The 17816-nt window shown below is 59.4% G+C and carries 17 protein-coding genes and 1 tRNA gene; 7 read left to right on the top strand and 11 right to left on the bottom strand.

Annotated elements, in window-relative coordinates:
• The first annotated feature begins 147 nt into the window (after nt 1–147).
• The 7 genes from B0D71_RS27615 (at nt 148) to B0D71_RS27585 (ending at nt 9254) form a co-directional block, all read left to right on the top strand.
• The gene (locus B0D71_RS27615) at nt 148–1656 is read left to right on the top strand and encodes a sigma-54-dependent transcriptional regulator (RefSeq protein ID WP_103397528.1); all 1509 of its coding nucleotides are present in this window, start codon (nt 148–150) and stop codon (nt 1654–1656) included.
• 393 nt (nt 1657–2049) lie between these two features.
• The gene (gene gcvH / locus B0D71_RS27610) at nt 2050–2433 is read left to right on the top strand and encodes a glycine cleavage system protein GcvH (protein WP_008047373.1); all 384 of its coding nucleotides are present in this window, start codon (nt 2050–2052) and stop codon (nt 2431–2433) included.
• 11 nt (nt 2434–2444) lie between these two features.
• Entirely contained in the window at nt 2445–5312 is a 2868-nt protein-coding gene (gene gcvP, locus B0D71_RS27605; RefSeq protein WP_103397527.1) for an aminomethyl-transferring glycine dehydrogenase, read from the top strand.
• Between the two features lie 204 nt (nt 5313–5516).
• The gene (locus B0D71_RS27600; RefSeq protein WP_103397526.1) at nt 5517–6893 is read left to right on the top strand and encodes an L-serine ammonia-lyase; all 1377 of its coding nucleotides are present in this window, start codon (nt 5517–5519) and stop codon (nt 6891–6893) included.
• A 36-nt stretch (nt 6894–6929) separates the two neighbouring features.
• Nucleotides 6930–8054: a glycine cleavage system aminomethyltransferase GcvT gene (gene gcvT, locus B0D71_RS27595; RefSeq protein WP_103397525.1), complete on the top strand. Its 1125-nt coding sequence runs from the start codon at nt 6930–6932 to the stop codon at nt 8052–8054.
• Between the two features lie 403 nt (nt 8055–8457).
• Entirely contained in the window at nt 8458–8670 is a 213-nt protein-coding gene (locus B0D71_RS27590; RefSeq protein WP_007977299.1) for a cold-shock protein, read from the top strand.
• 95 nt (nt 8671–8765) lie between these two features.
• On the top strand, nt 8766–9254 hold the full coding sequence (locus B0D71_RS27585) for an RDD family protein (RefSeq protein ID WP_103397524.1): 489 nt from the start codon (nt 8766–8768) through the stop codon (nt 9252–9254).
• A gap of 73 nt (nt 9255–9327) precedes the next feature.
• Here B0D71_RS27585 and nadA read toward each other — a convergent pair whose 3' ends face one another.
• The 11 genes from nadA to ybgC all read right to left on the bottom strand — a co-directional run bounded on the left by nadA (nt 9328) and on the right by ybgC (nt 17704).
• Complete coding sequence (nadA, locus tag B0D71_RS27580) at nt 9328–10386, bottom strand: quinolinate synthase NadA (RefSeq protein ID WP_103397523.1); 1059 nt, start codon at nt 10384–10386, stop codon at nt 9328–9330.
• A gap of 270 nt (nt 10387–10656) precedes the next feature.
• Nucleotides 10657–10732 (bottom strand) — tRNA-Lys (locus tag B0D71_RS27575).
• Between the two features lie 63 nt (nt 10733–10795).
• Nucleotides 10796–11488 carry a 7-cyano-7-deazaguanine synthase QueC gene (gene queC / locus B0D71_RS27570; protein WP_103397522.1) on the bottom strand — a complete coding sequence of 231 codons (693 nt, stop codon included), beginning with the start codon at nt 11486–11488 and terminating at the stop codon, nt 10796–10798.
• 1 nt (nt 11489) lies between these two features.
• Nucleotides 11490–12137: a 7-carboxy-7-deazaguanine synthase QueE gene (gene queE / locus B0D71_RS27565; RefSeq protein ID WP_103397521.1), complete on the bottom strand. Its 648-nt coding sequence runs from the start codon at nt 12135–12137 to the stop codon at nt 11490–11492.
• Nucleotides 12138–12302: 165 nt separating this feature from the next.
• The gene (ybgF, locus tag B0D71_RS27560) at nt 12303–13142 is read right to left on the bottom strand and encodes a tol-pal system protein YbgF (RefSeq protein WP_103397520.1); all 840 of its coding nucleotides are present in this window, start codon (nt 13140–13142) and stop codon (nt 12303–12305) included.
• A gap of 6 nt (nt 13143–13148) precedes the next feature.
• Entirely contained in the window at nt 13149–13646 is a 498-nt protein-coding gene (pal, locus tag B0D71_RS27555) for a peptidoglycan-associated lipoprotein Pal (RefSeq protein ID WP_003178634.1), read from the bottom strand.
• A gap of 52 nt (nt 13647–13698) precedes the next feature.
• Nucleotides 13699–14979: a Tol-Pal system beta propeller repeat protein TolB gene (gene tolB / locus B0D71_RS27550; protein WP_263296155.1), complete on the bottom strand. Its 1281-nt coding sequence runs from the start codon at nt 14977–14979 to the stop codon at nt 13699–13701.
• Between the two features lie 17 nt (nt 14980–14996).
• Complete coding sequence (gene tolA, locus B0D71_RS27545; RefSeq protein ID WP_103397518.1) at nt 14997–16076, bottom strand: cell envelope integrity protein TolA; 1080 nt, start codon at nt 16074–16076, stop codon at nt 14997–14999.
• Nucleotides 16076–16528 carry a protein TolR gene (tolR, locus tag B0D71_RS27540; protein WP_162130292.1) on the bottom strand — a complete coding sequence of 151 codons (453 nt, stop codon included), beginning with the start codon at nt 16526–16528 and terminating at the stop codon, nt 16076–16078. Before tolR ends, tolA begins: the two co-directional genes overlap by 1 nt.
• A 23-nt stretch (nt 16529–16551) precedes the next feature.
• Nucleotides 16552–17247, bottom strand: coding sequence for a protein TolQ (gene tolQ, locus B0D71_RS27535; RefSeq protein ID WP_007995636.1), 696 nt, complete (start codon nt 17245–17247; stop codon nt 16552–16554).
• Nucleotides 17237–17704: a tol-pal system-associated acyl-CoA thioesterase gene (ybgC, locus tag B0D71_RS27530; RefSeq protein ID WP_007990726.1), complete on the bottom strand. Its 468-nt coding sequence runs from the start codon at nt 17702–17704 to the stop codon at nt 17237–17239. The genes tolQ and ybgC overlap by 11 nt, the downstream gene beginning before the upstream one ends.
• Between the last annotated feature and the right edge of the window lie 112 nt (nt 17705–17816).

Genomic DNA, 17816 nt, shown 5'->3' with positions numbered 1-17816 from the left:
ATAACGCGGTATTACTGACATACCGCACCGTCCGAATCGCCAGCAAGCCGGCTCCTACAGGTGCTGTACCTGACTGCGGATTTCACCTCTACCCCTTCACCAAGGCATACTTGCCACCCTTCGCACTGCAGAACCCAAAACCGCCCCATGCGTATCCACGTCAGCTTCATCGACCGCGTCGGTATCACCCAGGAAGTCCTGGCCCTGCTCGGCGGGCGCAATCTGAACCTGGATGCGGTGGAAATGGTCCCGCCCAATGTTTACATCGACGCCCCGACCCTGAGCCCACAAGTCCTCGAGGAACTGCGCGATGCCCTGTTCAGCGTGCGTGGCGTGCAAGCGGTGACGGTGGTCGACATCCTGCCCGGCCAGCGCCGGCACTTGCAGCTCGACGCGCTGCTTGCCGCCATGACCGACCCGGTATTGGCACTGGACAGCGACGGCAAGGTGCTGCTGGCCAACCCGGCGTTGATCGCCCTTTACGGCCGCGAACCGGCCGGTGAAAGCGTGGCCGACCTGTTTGCCGACCCGGCCTTGCTCGACGCCCTGCTCGAACACGGCTTTCGCCTGCCTTTGCGGGAAATCACCGTCAACGGCCAGACCTTGTTGCTCGACGCCACACCGATCACCGACGCCGGCGCCCTGCTGACCCTGTACCAACCGAACCGCATCGGCGAACGCCTCTCCGCGTTGCATCACGATCACGCTGAAGGTTTCGATGCACTGCTCGGCGAGTCCCCGGTGATCCGCACCCTCAAGGCGCGCGCACAGCGGGTGGCGGCCCTTGATGCACCGCTGCTGATCCAGGGTGAAACCGGCACCGGCAAAGAACTGGTGGCCCGTGCCTGCCACGCCATCAGCGCCCGGCACAGCTCACCATTCCTGGCGTTGAACTGCGCGGCATTGCCGGAGAACCTCGCCGAAAGTGAACTGTTCGGCTACGCCCCCGGCGCCTTCACCGGCGCACAACGGGGCGGCAAGCCCGGGCTGATGGAACTGGCCAACCAGGGCACGGTGTTTCTCGATGAAATCGGCGAGATGTCGCCGTACTTGCAGGCCAAATTGCTGCGTTTCCTCAACGACGGCAGTTTTCGTCGGGTGGGCGGTGATCGCGAGGTCAAGGTCAACGTGCGGATCCTCAGCGCGACCCACCGCGACCTGGAAAAAATGGTCAGCGAAGGCCTGTTCCGTGAAGACCTGTTCTATCGCCTCAACGTGCTCAATGTTGAAGTGCCGCCGCTACGCGAGCGCGGCCAGGATATTCTGCTGCTCGCCCGCTACTTCATGCAGCAGGCCTGCGCGCAGATCCAGCGCCCGATCTGTCGCCTGGCGCCTGGCACTTACCCGGCACTGCTGGGCAACCGCTGGCCGGGCAACGTGCGGCAATTGCAGAACGTGATCTTCCGTGCCGCGGCGATTTGCGAAAGCAGTCTGGTGGACATTGGCGACCTCGATATCGCCGGCACCTCGGTGGCCCGTCAGAGCGACCATGACGTCGACAGCCTGGAACAGGCCATGGACGAATTCGAGAAAACCCTCCTGGAAAAACTCTACGTCAGCTATCCCTCGACCCGGCAACTGGCGACCCGCCTGCAAACCTCCCACACTGCAATTGCCCACCGGTTGCGTAAATACGGCATCCCCAACAAGGCCTGAACCACACTCACCTGTAGGCGCTGGCTTGCCAGCGATGGGGCCTTTGAAATCGCCATCGCCGGCAGCCGGCTCCTACAATGTGGGCGAGAATCAGCTCTGAAAACGACCTCAACCTGTACTGAAAGCGCTACAGCGGAACGATATCGCTACACACCCCTGCGATCACGGCTGTGCAAGGCTTTGATCCACCTCGGCTTTTATCCCTGGCATATGACGTATCGATTTCGCTACAGCGAACGAATTTCAGCCTTTGCCGAAACCACCTAAATCATTGATCAATAACAATAAAAGCAACGTTGGCCGCGTTCTTGCTATGTAGTCCTGCATAACCAGGGCATCGCCCAAGCATTCAATCGCGTCCACCAGACGAGTCTGGCCCCCTTAGGAGTTTCCATGAGCGAGTTGCGTTTTACTGAAGATCACGAATGGCTGCGCACCGAAGCTGACGGCAGCGTCACGGTCGGCATCACCGCTTTCGCACAGAACGCCCTGGGCGACGTGGTTTTCGTTCAACTGCCTGAGCTGCAGTCCTACGACAAAGGCGCCGAAGCCGCCACAGTGGAGTCGGTAAAAGCTGCCAGCGGCGTGTACATGCCGCTGGATGGCGAAGTGCTGGAAGTGAACCCGGCCCTGGACAGCAGCCCTGAACTGGTCAACGAAGATCCGCTGGGCGAAGGTTGGTTCTTCCGCTTCCAGCCAAGCGACGCCTCGGCTGTCGCTCAACTGCTGGATCAGGACGCCTACGACCGCCTGATCAAAGCCCAAGCCGAAGCCTGAGGAGCGATGACATGACCCAAGTGAACCCTGCTGTTGCAAATGTAAGCACTGCCAACGAATTCATCGCCCGTCACATCGGCCCGCGCGCCGGTGACGAGCAAGCCATGCTCAACAGCCTCGGCTTCGATTCCCTGGAAGCCCTGAGCGCCAGCGTGATTCCCGACAGCATCAAGGGCACCAGCGTCCTCGGCCTGGAAGACGGCCTGAGCGAAGCCGATGCCCTGGCCTTGATCAAGTCCATCGCCACTAAAAACCAGCTGTTCAAGACCTTCATCGGCCAGGGTTACTACGGCACCCACACGCCGTCGCCGATCCTGCGCAACCTGCTGGAAAACCCGGCCTGGTACACCGCCTACACCCCGTACCAGCCAGAAATTTCCCAGGGCCGTCTCGAAGCGCTGCTGAACTTCCAGACCCTGATCAGCGACCTCACCGGCCTGCCGATTGCCAACGCCTCCCTGCTCGACGAAGCCACCGCCGCTGCCGAAGCCATGACCTTCTGCAAACGCCTGAGCAAGAACAAAGGCAGCCACCAATTCTTCGCCTCCGTGCATTGCCACCCGCAAACCCTCGACGTACTGCGCACCCGTGCCGAGCCTTTGGGCATCGACGTGGTGGTTGGCGACGAGCGCGAACTGAGCGACGTGACGCCGTTCTTCGGCGCTCTGCTGCAATACCCGGCAAGCAACGGTGACGTGTTCGATTACCGCGAGCTGACCGAACGCTTCCACGCCGCCAACGCCCTGGTAGCCGTGGCTGCCGACCTGCTGGCCCTGACCGTACTGACCGCGCCGGGCGAATTCGGTGCCGACGTGGCCATCGGCAGCGCACAACGCTTCGGCGTGCCGCTGGGCTTCGGTGGCCCGCACGCGGCGTACTTCTCCACCAAAGATGCGTTCAAGCGTGACATGCCGGGCCGTCTGGTCGGTGTTTCCGTAGACCGCTTCGGCAACCCGGCCCTGCGCCTGGCCATGCAGACCCGCGAACAACACATCCGTCGCGAGAAAGCCACGTCGAACATCTGCACCGCGCAAGTGCTGCTGGCCAACATCGCCAGCATGTACGCCGTGTACCACGGTCCAAAAGGCCTGACGCAGATCGCCAATCGCGTGCACCACCTGACCGCGATCCTGGCCAAAGGCTTGAGCGCATTGGGTCTGAACGTCGAGCAAGCGAGCTTCTTCGACACCCTGACCGTCAAGACCGGTGCTCAAACTGCCGCCCTGCACGACAAGGCGCACGCCCAGCGCATCAACCTGCGTGTGGTCGATGGCGAACGCCTGGGCCTGTCCCTGGACGAAACCACCACTCAGGCCGACGTTGAAACCCTGTGGAGCCTGCTGTCCGACGGCAAGGCCCTGCCGGACTTTGCCGCCCTCGCCGCCTCGGTGCAGAGCGCCATCCCGGCCGCGCTGGTGCGTCAGTCGCCGATCCTCAGCCACCCGGTGTTCAACCGTTATCACTCGGAAACCGAGCTGATGCGCTACCTGCGCAAACTGGCGGACAAGGACCTGGCGCTGGACCGCACCATGATCCCGCTGGGTTCGTGCACCATGAAACTCAATGCCGCCAGCGAAATGATTCCGGTGACCTGGGCCGAGTTCGGCGCCCTGCACCCGTTCGCCCCGGCCGAGCAAAGCGCCGGTTATCAACAATTGACCGACGAACTGGAGGCCATGCTTTGCGCGGCTACCGGTTATGACTCGGTTTCGCTGCAACCGAACGCCGGTTCCCAGGGTGAATACGCAGGTCTGCTGGCGATTCGTGCCTACCACCAGAGCCGTGGCGAAGACCGTCGCGATATCTGCCTGATCCCGTCGTCGGCCCATGGCACCAACCCGGCCACCGCACAAATGGCTGGCATGCGCGTTGTCGTGACCGCGTGCGATGCCCGTGGCAACGTCGACATCGAAGACCTGCGCGCCAAGGCCATCGAGCACCGCGAACACCTCGCTGCGTTGATGATCACCTACCCGTCGACCCACGGCGTGTTCGAAGAAGGCATCCGCGAAATCTGCGGCATCGTTCATGACAACGGCGGCCAGGTGTACATCGACGGCGCCAACATGAACGCGATGGTCGGCCTGTGCGCACCGGGCAAGTTCGGCGGCGACGTTTCGCACCTGAACCTGCACAAGACCTTCTGCATCCCCCACGGCGGTGGCGGCCCGGGCGTCGGCCCGATCGGCGTGAAATCGCACTTGGCACCGTTCCTGCCGGGCCACGCACAGATGGAGCGCAAGGAAGGCGCCGTTTGCGCGGCACCGTTCGGCAGCGCGAGCATTCTGCCGATCACCTGGATGTACATTCGTATGATGGGTGGCGCGGGTCTCAAGCGTGCTTCGCAGCTGGCGATCCTCAATGCCAACTACATCTCCCGTCGCCTCGAAGAGCACTACCCGGTGCTGTACACCGGCAGTAACGGCCTGGTGGCGCACGAGTGCATCCTCGACCTGCGCCCACTCAAAGACAGCAGCGGCATCAGCGTCGATGACGTGGCCAAGCGCCTGATCGACTTCGGCTTCCACGCGCCGACCATGTCGTTCCCGGTAGCCGGCACGTTGATGATCGAGCCGACCGAAAGCGAATCCAAGGAAGAACTGGACCGCTTCTGCGACGCCATGATCCGCATCCGCGAAGAAATCCGCGCAGTGGAAAACGGCACCCTGGACAAGGACGACAACCCGCTGAAAAACGCTCCGCACACCGCCAAGGAACTGGTCGGAGAGTGGTCGCACCCGTACAGCCGTGAGCAAGCGGTTTACCCGGTTGCCTCGCTGATCGAAGGCAAGTACTGGCCACCGGTCGGTCGCGTCGACAACGTGTTCGGCGACCGCAACCTGGTCTGCGCCTGCCCGTCGATCGAAAGCTACGCTTAAAGCAATAAGGGGGCGGGTTTACTCGCTCCCATTTCAAGAACACCGCAAAGCCCTTGTAGGAGCTGGCTTGCCAGCGATCAGGGTTGGATCAGTCGACATTTCTGTTGCCTGACACACCGTCATCGCTGGCAAGCCAGCTCCTACAAGGATCGAATCAAGCCTGACCTTCCGTGAATTCCTATAACAAGAAACCGGAGAACCACCATGTCGTTAAGCGTGTTCGACCTGTTCAAGATTGGCATCGGCCCCTCCAGCTCCCATACCGTCGGCCCGATGCGTGCCGCTGCGCGGTTTGTCGAAGGCTTGCGCCGTGAAGGGCTGCTGGCGGCAACGGCCTGCGTAAAAGTCGAGCTGTATGGCTCCCTCGGTGCCACCGGCAAGGGCCACGGCAGTGACAAGGCTGTGCTGCTGGGCCTGGAAGGCGAACACCCGGACACCGTGGACACTGAAACCGTCGCCGCCCGTCTGCAAGACATTCGCGGTAGCGGTCGCTTGAACCTGCTCGGCGAACACAGCATTGCGTTCAACGAGAAAGAACACCTGGCGATGATTCGAAAACCGTTGGCCTATCACCCCAACGGCATGATTTTCCGCGCCTTCGACGCAGCGGGCCTGCAAATCCGCAGCCGCGAGTACTACTCGGTCGGCGGCGGTTTTGTGGTCGATGAGGACGCCGCCGGCGCCGATCGCATCGTCGAAGACGTCACGCCCCTGACCTTTCCGTTCAAAAGCGCCAAGGATCTTCTCGCTCATTGCGCCAAATATGGGCTGTCGATCAGCCAGGTGATGCTGACCAACGAAAGCGCCTGGCGCCCGGAAGCGGAAACCCGCGCCGGTTTGCTGAACATCTGGCAAGTGATGCAGGACTGCGTTGCTGCCGGTTGCCGCAATGAAGGCATCCTGCCTGGCGGGCTGAAGGTCAAACGCCGGGCCGCCGCCCTGCATCGCCAATTGTGCAAGAACCCGGAATCGTCGTTACGCGACCCGTTGTCAGTGCTGGACTGGGTCAACCTCTACGCCTTGGCGGTCAATGAAGAAAACGCCAACGGCGGTCGCGTCGTGACCGCGCCCACAAACGGTGCGGCGGGAATCGTTCCGGCGGTACTGCATTACTACATGCGCTTCATCCCAGGCTCGAATGACGACGGCGTGGTGCGCTTTCTGCTCACCGCCGCGGCCATCGGCATTCTGTACAAGGAAAACGCCTCGATCTCCGGCGCCGAAGTCGGCTGCCAGGGTGAAGTCGGTGTCGCCTGCTCGATGGCTGCCGGTGCCCTGTGCGAAGTGCTGGGCGGCAGCGTGCAACAAGTGGAGAACGCCGCGGAAATCGGCATGGAACACAACCTCGGGCTGACCTGCGACCCGATTGGCGGACTGGTGCAAGTGCCTTGCATCGAGCGCAACGCCATGGGTTCGGTCAAGGCCATCAATGCCGTGCGCATGGCCATGCGCGGTGACGGGCAACACTTCGTCTCCCTCGACAAGGTCATTCGCACCATGCGCCAGACCGGCGCCGACATGAAAAGCAAATACAAGGAAACCGCCCGTGGCGGTTTGGCGGTCAACATTATCGAGTGCTGATGCGCGCTCATCTGCACCCTTCTTCAGGAGCTGAATATGTCCACCGAACAACTGTTGAAAACCCCGTTGCACGCACTGCACATCGAATTCGGCGCGCGTATGGTGCCGTTCGCCGGCTATGACATGCCGGTGCAGTACCCGTTGGGCGTGATGAAAGAACACCAGCACACCCGCGACCAGGCCGGGCTGTTTGATGTCTCGCACATGGGCCAGATCCGCCTGACCGGCGCCAATGCCGCCAAGGCACTGGAAACCCTGGTGCCGGTGGACATCATCGACCTGCCGGTGGGCATGCAGCGTTACGCGATGTTCACCAACGCGACAGGCGGCATTCTCGATGACCTGATGGTCGCGAACCTGGGTAACGACGAACTGTTCCTGGTGGTCAACGCCGCGTGCAAGGATCAGGACCTGGCGCACCTGCGCCAGCACATCGGCGATCAGTGCAGCATCGAGCCGCTGTTCGAAGAACGCGCCCTGCTCGCCCTGCAAGGCCCGGCGGCGGTCACTGTACTGGCGCGTCTGGCACCGGAAGTGGCGAAGATGACCTTCATGCAGTTTGCTCAAGTAAAACTGCTGGGCGTGGACTGTTTTGTCAGCCGTTCGGGATACACCGGTGAAGACGGGTTCGAAATCTCCGTGCCGGCCGCCAATGCCGAAGCCCTGGCCCGCGCCCTGCTGGCCGAACCGGAAGTGGCTGCCATCGGCCTTGGCGCCCGCGACTCCCTGCGCCTGGAAGCAGGTCTGTGCCTGTATGGCCATGACATGAACACCGAGACCAGCCCGATCGAAGCAAGCCTGCTGTGGGCCATCTCCAAGCCACGTCGCGCCGATGGCGCACGGGCCGGCGGTTTCCCTGGCGCCGAAACCGTATTTGCCCAGCAACAGGCAGGTGTCAGCCGCAAGCGCGTCGGTCTGTTACCGCAGGAACGCACACCGGTACGCGAAGGTGCCGAGATCGTCAACGAAGCCGGCGACATCATCGGCAGCGTCTGCAGTGGCGGTTTCGGTCCGACCCTGGGCGGGCCGCTGGCCATGGGTTACGTCGATAGCGCTTACATCGCACTGGACACACCCGTTTGGGCGATTGTTCGTGGGAAAAAGGTGCCTTTGCTTGTGAGCAAAATGCCATTCGTTCCACAACGCTACTATCGCGGCTGATTGAATGTTCCTATAAGTAACGCGGTTGCGTTAACTGTGCACTAATGTGTAACGCAACCGCCATAAAATAGTGCATTGTTTGACTCTAAGCTTCGATTATGAACTTTGCTTATAACGATCGAAAACATTTGAACAGCGTTAACGTATAAGGCCCCACTAGTGGACTGACTTTGCCATCAACCTGAGGAAATACGGGGCCTTCACGGGGCTTGTTTTTTCTCCCGTAGTTGGCGTAGAGTTTGTCCACTGTGTTTGCATGGGTCGCTTGGAATCGTGACCTGGGCAGTAGCCTACAAGTTAGCTACATCCCGTTCGACGTCTTCTTACTCTCCTGCAACCAGCCCCAGTACTCTTTCATGAGAAGGAGACTGTCATTAATTTTTTGCGTCAAAGGAAATAAGAAATGTCCCAACGTCAGAGCGGTACCGTCAAGTGGTTTAACGACGAGAAAGGTTTTGGTTTTATCACTCCTGAAAGCGGTCCGGATCTGTTCGTGCATTTCCGCGCCATCCAGGGCAACGGCTTCAAGAGCCTGAAAGAAGGCCAGAAAGTGACTTTCATCGCCGTGCAGGGCCAGAAAGGCATGCAGGCTGACGAAGTCCAAGCAGAAGCCTAATCTTCTGTAACGAAAAAGCCCCTGATGCTGACATCAGGGGCTTTTTTGTGCGCGTAAATCCGTAAAATGGCTTCTTTTTTCGCCGAGAGCCTGCCATGTCGAAACACCTGCTTACTCCCCAGGGTGACTTTCCTGCCGCTGGCCTGGGTCGTCGCCTGGCAGCGATGTTCTATGATTTTCTGCTGTGCACCGCCCTGCTGATCGTCACCAGCGGTATTTACAAGATGATCCAGATGGCGATCATCGGCGAAGAACGGATGCGTACCCTGACCGAAACCGGCGCGCTGGACGGCGATCCCCTGCTCTCCACTGTGCTGTTGTTCGTACTGTTCGGCTTCTTCGCCAAATTCTGGACCTGGTCCGGTCAAACCCTGGGCATGCAGGTCTGGTGCATCCGCGTTCAGAATGCCGATGGCTCGTCCATCAGCCTGTGGCAGGCGCTGTTGCGCTTTGTGGTCTCGATCGCCTCGTTGCTGTGCGTCGGCCTGGGATTCATCTGGTCGCTGTTCGACAAGCAAAAACGCAGCTGGCACGACATGTATTCCAACACCCGGCTGGTGCGAGTCCCTAAGAAAACCAAGTAGTCCCGACACACACAAACCAATGTGGGAGCGAGCAAGCCCGCTCCCACAGTTTTTTGAGCTTGGTTGAAAGCGCTTATGCGTTACCCGCGAGCTTCAATCGGGCTGCAGCAGTGAAATCAAGCATGCGCTTGAGCGGGCGAATCGCCTGCGGAATCAGCGCCGGATCGACAAAGATCTCATTCGCCCCTTCCTTCAACGCCTTGAGCGTACGCTCAAGGGTGTTCATGGCCATCCACGGGCAATGTGCACAGCTGCGGCACGCCGCGCCGTTACCCGCCGTCGGAGCCTCGATAAAGACCTTGTCCGGACACAGCTGCTGCATCTTGTAGAAGATGCCACGGTCGGTCGCCACAATCAGCGTCTTGTTCGGCAGGCTCTGTGCCGCCGCAATCAACTGACTGGTAGAACCGACGGCATCGGCCAGTTCAATCACCGATGTCGGCGACTCCGGGTGCACCAGAATCGCCGCATCCGGGTATAGCGCCTTCATGTCTTCAAGTTGCTTGGACTTGAACTCTTCGTGAACGATGCAGGCACCGTCCCACAGCAGCATGTCGGCACCGGTCTGGCGCTGAATGTAGGTACCCAGGTGCTTGTCCGGGCCCCAGATGATGGTCTCGCCGTTGTCCATCAGGCTTTCGACGATTTCAAGCGCACAGCTGGAAGTCACGACCCAATCCGCTCGGGCTTTTACCGCAGCGGAGGTGTTGGCGTACACCACCACCGTGCGCTCCGGGTGTTGATCGCAGAAAGCGGAAAACTCGTCCACCGGGCAACCCAGGTCGAGCGAACAGGTCGCTTCGAGCGTCGGCATCAGCACGCGTTTTTCCGGGTTGAGGATCTTGGCAGTCTCCCCCATGAACTTCACGCCGGCGACGACCACTGTCTTGGCCGGATGGGCGTTGCCGAAACGGGCCATTTCCAGCGAGTCGGAGACACAGCCACCCGTTTCTTCGGCCAGCGCCTGAATGACAGGGTCACAATAGAAGTGGGCCACCAGCACCGCGTCCTGAGCCTTGAGCTCGGCAGCGATGGCGGCACGGTAGTAAGCCTCTTCATCGGCGGTCAGCGGCTTGGGCTGTTTCGCGTCGAGGTGGGCTTGAACCAGAAGGCGTTCGGAAATTTGCGTCATGTTCGCAAGACCTGCAGGCGCATTCGCGCGAAAGTCGAGTATACACCCGGCTCCGGACCCTTAAGGGTACCGCCGGGAAAGTGAGTATTCATCAGGCACGGACAGCGTTGAAGTTGCGCAAGGCTACAGAATATCCGACAGATGCAAAAGATGATTCTGACCTGCGCCTTGCGCAGCAGCCCAGAGCGAGGCGGACTTGAATCGCGGGCAAAAAAAAACCCGGAAATCCTCACTTGCGTGGGCCTTCCGGATTTTCTAAACCGCCAAAAATGGTGGGTCGTGTGGGATTCGAACCTACGACCAATTGGTTAAAAGCCAACTGCTCTACCAACTGAGCTAACGACCCGCTGTGTGGTGGCGCGTATAATACTGATTTTTAAGGACTATTCAACACCTATTTTGAAAAAAATCAAAAATAAGGGGTTGGATCGCTGATTCCGGCCGCCGCAAAGCCTTCCGCACGCAATCGGCAGCTGTCGCACTTGCCGCACGCACGACCCTCATCGTCGGCCTGATAGCAGGAAACGGTCAGCCCGTAGTTCACGCCAAGCTTCACGCCGGCCTGGACGATCTGCGCCTTGCTGAGGTTTTGCAGCGGTGCCTGAATGCGGAAGCCATTACCTTCTACGCCGGCTTTGGTTGCCAGGTTGGCCATGCGCTCGAACGACTCGATGAACTCGGGACGGCAGTCCGGGTAACCGGAGTAATCCACCGCATTGACGCCGATGAAGATGTCCCGCGCACCGAGCACTTCTGCCCAGCCCAGGGCCAGCGACAGGAACACCGTGTTACGTGCAGGCACGTAAGTCACCGGAATGCCCTCACCCAACTCTTCGGGAATATCGATGCTCCTGTCGGTCAGCGCCGAGCCGCCCATGCCATTCAGATTGAGACCGATCACCTTGTGCTCGACCACGCCCAGGTCCCGGGCGACGCGTTCGGCGGCATACAACTCGGCGTGAGAACGCTGTCCGTAGTCGAAGCTCATGGTGTAGCAGTTGTAGCCTTCGGCACGAGCCATCGCCACGACGGTCGCCGAGTCCAGGCCACCGGACAGCAGGATGACCGCACGTTTTTCAGCAGTGTTCAGTTGTTCAGTCATTTCAGCGCCCCGGCTCGTCATTCCAAAGATATTTATGCAGCTGCAATTGCAAACGTACTGGCAGGTTATCCGCCACCACCCAGTCCGCCAGATCCCGAGCATTGAGATCATGGTGACTTGGCGAGAACAGGACTTCGCCGGCGCGCTGGTCCAGACCGTACTGGATTAGCTTGGAAACGGACCAGTCATAGTCCTCCCGCGAGCAGATGACAAACTTCACCTGATCGTTGGGCGTGAGCAGCTCAATGTTTTCGTAACGATTGCGATGCGCTTCCTTCGAACCCGGGGTTTTCAGGTCGACAACGCGACTGACCCGGGAATCTACTGCCGAGATGTCGATAGAGCCACTGGTTTCCAGTGACACTTCGTAGCCGGCATCACAGAGGCGCCTGAGCAAGGGAATGGCATTGGGTTGCGCCAAGGGCTCGCCGCCCGTGACACAGACATAACGCGGGCGGTAACCGGCGACCTGCTCGAGGATGTCGTCGAGCGTGCGAATGGTTCCGCCTGTGAACGCGTAGGCGCTGTCGCAGTATTGGCAACGCAACGGGCAACCGGTCAGGCGCACAAAAACAGTGGGCAGGCCGGCAGTCCGAGTTTCACCCTGCAACGAGTAGAAAACTTCGGTGATTCTCAATGTGTCTTGCATAGTCGCCACGGGCGTAACAGCTAAACAGGCTGTCCGCCTCCGTCAGGCACTTCAAGGAACCCCGGCAAAGCGCAGGCCCCAAAAAGCGTGTTCAGAAAAAGGGGGTGAATTCTAACGAAAAAACCCGCGACAAGCGCGGGTTTCTTCAAAACGGGTCAAGCAGGCTTACATCTTCTGTAAATCGCGCTGGGCCAACTGAGCGGCGGAAGTGCCCGGATACTGGGACACGACCTGCTGCAAAATGCCTTTGACCCGGTCGGTATGACCTAGGCGGCGCTCTACATCAGCGAGCTTGTACAGCGAGTCCGGCACTTTGGCGTGCTTCGGATACAACTGCGAAACCTTGGCGAACGCCTGACCTGCACCCTGCAGATCACCCTTGGCCAGGTTCACTTCGCCCAACCAGTATTGGGCGTTGCCCGCGTACTGACTGTTCGGGTATTTGCGCAGGAATGCGGCGAAAGCCTGGCTGGCCTTGTCGAAGTCCTTGGCCTTGATCAGGTCGAAGGCAGCATCGTAATAGAGCTTTTCCTTCGCCGGATCTGCCGGCTCGCTACCCGCGGCAGGTGCTTGAGCGGCGGCTGCGCCAGCTGCCGCACCTGCGGCTGCACCGGGGGCGTTCAAATCACCACCGGTGGAAGAATTTTCAGGAGTCGCGGCTGGTGCAACGCCGGTTCCTATGCGCCGATCAAGATCCTGGTATCGCTCCAGATTCTCCTGCTTCATGCGCGCTACATCATTTTGCAGAACTTCAATCACACCCTGTTGGCGCGAGATCTGCTCCTGCATTTGTTGCAGTTGGTTGAACAGCTCGCCCTGTGCCGAGACAGGGGCGGAAACCCCTCCCCCGGCATAGGCGCCGTTCGTACCGTAACCTGCAGGCGGATAACTGCTCCCGCTATTGTTATAGCCGGAGTCGTTATCGACCACAGGAACCGCAGCCCACACCGCAAGCGGGGCGAGACTGAGAGCCAGAACAGTTACAGCACGACGGCACGTTCGCATGACGAATTACTTACGCAGTTCGACGCGACGGTTTTGAGCCCAGGACTGCTCGTCGTTGCCGGTAGCAACTGGACGCTCTTCGCCGTAGGAAACCAGTTCCAGCTGAGCTGGGGAAACGCCTTGCAGTACCAGGTAGCGCTGAACGGCTTTCGCACGACGCTCGCCCAGTGCCATGTTGTACTCACGAGTACCACGTTCGTCGGTGTTGCCTTCCAGAACAACGCGAGCGCCGTTTGCTTTCAGGTCTTTGGCGTGAACGTCCAGAGCGCGCATGGCTTCTGGCTTCAGGTCCGAACTGTCGTATTCGAAGTAGAAAGTGGTGATAGCGCGCAGAGCAGCTTCTTCGCTCAGGGAGCCGTCAACTGCACCAGTGTTTGCGCCGTAACCAGCGTTTGGATCTACCGCGCCTTCACCGGCATTGTCGCCGCCTTTGGACGAGCAACCTACAGCTACAGCCATGGCCAGTGCCAGCGCAGCAAATTTACCAAACTTCAGCATTTCCATCGTGAAACTCCTAATGAACCCCAGTGTGTTAAGTAAAACGTATAGCGCCGCGTCAGTTCAGGTAAGGGGACCAGGAAGGTTCTCTGACTTCGCCTTGTGCGGTAGGAAGCGGGAGCCTTACGCGTCCATTGATGGACACGAGCATCAAGACTCCCCGGCCCTGCTGGCGGGTGGCGTAGATTACCATGGTGCCGTTGGGCGCGACAGTAGGCGACTCGTCCAGAGTGCTATCAGTGAGGATTTTTACACTACCGCGCTGCAAATCCTGGGCCGCCACCTTGAAATTGGTGAAGCCATCCTGACGGTGAATCATGACAAGCGTCTTTTCATCTGCCGACAGTTTAGGGTTGGCGTTGTAGTTACCGACGAAAGTCACACGCTCGGCACCGCCACCACCCGCGCTGGTTTTGTAGATCTGCGGTTTGCCGCCACGGTCGGAAGTGAAGTAGATGGTCGAGCCATCCTTGCCCCAGAACGGTTCGGTGTTGATGCCAGGACCGTTGGTGACGCGGGAGATCTGACGCGAGCCCAGGTTCATCACGTAGATGTCCGGGTTACCGTCTTTCGACAGCACGAACGCCAGGCGATTGCCATCCGGCGACCAGGCTGGTGCGCCGTTCAGGCCTTCGAAGTTGGTGATCTGCTCACGACGACCGGTGTCGATGTTCTGCATGAAGATGCGTGGACGCTTCTGCTCAAAGGACACATAAGCGATGCGCTTGCCATCCGGTGCGAAACGCGGCGACAGGATCGGCTCGCGTGACTGCAGCAGCGTCACGGCGCGGGCACCGTCGTAGTCCGAGCGTTGCAGGGTATAGCGCGTGTTGTTCTCGGAGAAACGCTCGGCCGTTACGTACAGCAGGCGAGTCGAGAAGGCACCCTTGATACCCGTGAGTTTTTCGAACGACTGGTCAGAGATGTAGTGCGCCATGTCGCGCAACTGGTCGACACCGCCCGATACACTGCCGGTCAGCACTTGCTGCTCGGTGGCCACGTTGAACAGTGTGTATTGCACCTGCAGGCGACCGCCCGCCGGAACAATGCTACCGACCATGACGTACTGGGCACCCAGTGCCTTGAAGTCACGGAAGATGACTTCGCTGGCCTGGCTCGGCTGGCTGATCATGTTCTGCTTGGGAATCGGCGAGTAGTAACCCGAGTTACGCAGGTCGTTACCGATGATTTCCGCCATGTCGTCCGGCAGCACGCTACCGCCCTGGAAACCGAACGGCACTACCGCGATCGGGGTCGCTCGATCGCTGCCGCTGGTGACCAGAATGTTTTTCTCATCTGCCATCGCCATGCCTGCCAGGCAGCAGATGGCGACGAGCATTCCTCGAAGAAGGTTTCTCACAAGGCTAGATCCTCAGGTGTGAATGTCATCTTGAATGAACGATACGGAGCGAAATCACTCGGCTTCATTCCCTGCATTTCTGTCAAACGTCCAATATTCTTCACCGCTGCAACAGCCGATGCGTCAAACGGACCGTCGCCACTGGACTTGGACACGCTGACCGAAGTCACCGTACCGTCCGGCAACATGCCGATCTGCAACACAACCGTCATGCCTTTGCGTGCCGAAGGTGGACGAGCCCAGCCTTCCGCTGCACGCGCACGAATCAGGTCGTCGAAACTGCCGGCGACTTCGTCGCCCTGCTCATCGGCCAAGGCCTGCTGACGCTGCGGCGTGTCGGAAAGCAAATCTGCCAGGGCCTGGGCCTTTTTGTCTTCGGCGGATTTACGTGCCGCGTCCTGCGATTTCTTCTTCGCAGCATCGGCAGCAGCTTTCTTCTTCGCTTCCTCGGCGACTTTCTTCTTCGCCTCTTCAGCTTCGGCTTTCTTCTTGGCGTCTTCCGCGGCTTTCTTCTTCGCGTCTTCGACGATCTTTTTCTTGGCTTCTTCAGCGGCCGCTTTCTTGGCCTCTTCTTCAGCAGCCTTCTTGGCTTCTTCTTCAGCTTTCTTCTTGGCTATATCAGCCAATTGTTTCTCTTCTGCCTTCTTGGCTTCCGCAGCTTTCTTCGCGTCGTCGGTTTTCTTGGCTTCATCAGCCTTCTTCGCCTCGTCCGCTTTCTTCGCCTCGTCGGCCTTCTTGGCTTCCTCGGCCTTTTGAGCCGCTTCTTCTTTCTTTTGTTCCGCAGCCTTCACCGCTTCCTGCTCGACCTTCTTCTGTTCCATCTGCTCGACTTCGGTCTGGCGCGCAGCAGATTTCTGCGCTTCACCGGCAATCTTCTGATTGGTCTGGGTGGTCGCCCGACTTTTCGATTTCAGCTGGTACAAGGTCGCCTGGACAATCGGCTTGGCCGGCGGCAGTTCCGGGGTAAAGGCAAAACTGACGAACAGCATGCCGAACACCAGCACGTGCAAGCCAATCGCCCAGACACTAGGCCAGAAGTAGCTTTCCGAGGCGGACGGCTCTCGCTGTTGCTGCATCAGGGCGCCTCGGTAATCAAGCCAACATTACCGACCCCGGCTTTCTGCAACCCGCCCATGGCCCCCATGACGGAACCGTAATCGACGGATTTGTCACCACGAATGAAGACCTGGGTGTGCTTGCCGTTTTCATTGCCGACGCGAATGATCTTGGTCACGGCGTCCGTCATCTGCGGCAACGTCATGGCCCGGTCTTGCTGCTTGTCCGTGTCGACTTCGCTGCCAAGGTTCCAGTAGTAGGTCTTGTCGGATTTGATGGAAATGGTCAGGACCTGGGTGTTGTTGTCCTGCGGCAAGGCTTCGCTGGAAACCTTGGGCAGATCAACTTTCACGCCCTGATTGAGCATCGGCGCGGTCACCATGAAGATGACCAGCAGCACCAACATCACGTCGATGTAAGGCACCACGTTCATCTCGGCGACCGGCTTGCGCTTTTTGCGAGCTCGAGCGATTAAAGCCATTGGAAATTACCTGCTTATTCTTCGCTGGTGTGCACTTTGCGGTGCAGGATCGCCTGGAATTCATCGGCGAAGGTGTAGTAGCGGCCCAGCAGGGTTTCACTGCGAGCAGCAAAACGGTTGTAAGCGATAACGGCTGGAATAGCAGCGAACAGACCGATGGCCGTGGCGATCAGTGCTTCGGCGATACCCGGGGCCACAGTGGCCAGGGTCGCTTGCTGGGCGGTCGCCAGACCACGGAAGGAGTTCATGATCCCCCAGACGGTACCGAACAGGCCGATATACGGGCTGACGGAACCGACAGTGGCCAGGAACGGCAGGCTCTGCTCGAGCTTTTCTTCTTCGCGGGAAATGGCAACGCGCATGGCGCGGGCCACACCTTCCATGACCGCTTCCGGATCAACGCCTGGCTGCTGGCGCAGACGGGAGAACTCCTTGAAACCGGCACGGAAAATTTGCTCGACGCCCGAATCAGGGTCCGGGTTGCTGCCGGCCTGACGGTACAGCTTGGACAGGTCGATACCCGACCAGAAGCGCTCTTCAAAGCTCTCCAGGGCACGTCGACCGGCGCGCAGCAGGTTGCTGCGCTGAAAGATCATGATCCACGAGGTCACCGATGCGGCTACCAGGGTCAGCATTACCAGTTGCACCACGATACTGGCATTGCTGACCAGGCTCCACATGGAGGAATGGTCGACGACGTTAGCTTCCACGCTTTATCTCCTGCTTTGAGTGTGTACCCGCGCCGCTCACGTCGGCAAAGGCCGCTCGTAGAGCTTCGGGAATGGCCCGGGGTTTCAAACTTTCAGTGCGCACACAGGCCACCAGAAACTGCCCTTCACAGAGCAGCACATTATCCGTCGCCCGCCTGACCTGCTGTTTGAAGCGCAGGCTGGCACGGTTCAATTCGATTACCTCGGCGCTTACCAGCAGTTCGTCGTCCAGTCGCGCCGGCGCGTGGTAGCGCGCTTCGCTGGAATGCACGACGAACAACAGGTCCTCCCCGGCAAGCTGCGATTGGGCAAAGCCCAGATCTCGTAGCCGCTCGGTTCGAGCCCGCTCCATAAACTTAAGGTAATTAACGTAATACACGATGCCGCCCGCATCGGTGTCCTCGTAATAAACGCGACAACGATGTGCGAAAGGCTCAAGCCCGTTTTGCGCGCGCATACTCTAGTGCTTACTCCTCAGGTTGCCAATCCGGCCAGGCAACTGTTTTTCATTGTTCTGCGGCTTTCTCGTGAAAGTACGGTCCTGGGACCCTACATTGCCCGAAAAAATC

Origin of the sequence: Pseudomonas laurylsulfativorans, from assembly GCF_002906155.1 — a bacterium.
In the GTDB taxonomy this organism is placed as follows: Bacteria; Pseudomonadota; Gammaproteobacteria; order Pseudomonadales; family Pseudomonadaceae; genus Aquipseudomonas; species Aquipseudomonas laurylsulfativorans.
This window is presented reverse-complemented; position numbering and strand designations above follow the sequence as displayed.